Origin of the sequence: Mycolicibacter sinensis (assembly GCF_001673565.1) — a bacterium.
Classification (GTDB): domain Bacteria; phylum Actinomycetota; class Actinomycetes; order Mycobacteriales; family Mycobacteriaceae; genus Mycobacterium; species Mycobacterium sinense_C.
In genome coordinates this window covers 1-1,090 of the sequence record NZ_LZMF01000125.1, presented here as the reverse complement: position 1 = coordinate 1,090, position 1,090 = coordinate 1, and the positions used below count along the sequence as shown (strand labels likewise).

The 1,090-nt window shown below is 65.0% G+C and carries 2 protein-coding genes; one reads left to right on the top strand and one right to left on the bottom strand.

The features are described from left to right. Positions 1–315: hypothetical protein (locus tag A5648_RS17300; protein WP_207511746.1), on the bottom strand; the 315-nt coding region annotated here is incomplete at its 3' end. Positions 316–947: 632 nt separating this feature from the next. Between A5648_RS17300 and A5648_RS25130 the strand changes: the two genes are divergently transcribed. Then, on the top strand, positions 948–1,090 hold a 143-nt coding region (locus A5648_RS25130), incomplete at its 3' end, for a PGRS repeat-containing protein (protein ID WP_428844352.1).

Genomic DNA, 1,090 nt, shown 5'->3' with positions numbered 1-1,090 from the left:
AGCGTCCTGCAAGGCCGCGTGCAGCGGTGTGTAGAAGTCGAACGCGGCAGCACCAGCGGCCGATCCGGCCAGCGCATCGCTGGACAGATCCGACGCGACGAACAGACCGTTGAAGTCATCGCTCAGGTTGCCCCAGGCGCTCGGGTCAAACAGGTCGGCCCACAGATCGTCGAAGTCGGCCCGGGCGGCCGGGACCGACGTCAGCGTTGCGAGGCCGACGGCTGTGAGGATCCCCAGCGCTGCAGGTGCTGTCCTCAGTTCGCCGCGGCGCCCGCGCGCACGGCGCTTCCCTGGCTTTCCCAGAAGATAAGACATCGGACCGACCTCCCTGCGCTGACTAGCGACTTCGGTGCATATTGGGCGACTCTAGCGGAACCGCTAGTGCGAAAAACCGTACCAAACGAATGAGATAGTCGCAGTTTGTAGGCTTCCGGTAGACAATTGACGCTAGCGCAACTACTGTGCTGTTCCTAATGCGCATGTTAACAAGGCGTTACAGCGCTAAGGGCTTATACGGGGAACGGGGGCAATGATGGTTGTTCGGCGCGGTGCCACGGTCAGCAGGAGTTCAGGCAGGGGCGGTTCGAGCCGGCGGATCGTGGGCGCAGCGTCGACAGTCGGCGCGTTCCTGGCCTTTGGAATGGCGCCGTTGGCGGCGGCGCCGGCGGCCAATGCCGACTTCGATGACTTCCTTTCCGACCTGTTTGATCCCACCGCGTGGGGCAACCTGTCCGGGCACTTCGACGACCTGTTCACCGGTTCGGATCTGCCGGGTTCGGCGGCTGCGGATGCGGATTTCGCCCAGATGTGGGACACCATGTTCTACACGCCGTTGCACGCGGCCTTGCAGGACTGGATCAATTCTGACTTCGGGTCGCAGGTCAACGGTGTGGTGAACCAGATGTTCGCGCCGTTCACCGAGGGCTTTTGCGGGATGATCTGCAACGGTGCCGACGGCACCGCAGACCCCGTCGACGGCGGCCGGTGGCCTGTGGTTCGGCGATGGTGGCGACGGCTGGAACGCGACCGGGGCCGGCATGGCCGGCGGCGACGGCGGGCACGCCGGTCTGTTCGGCAACGGCGGCGACGG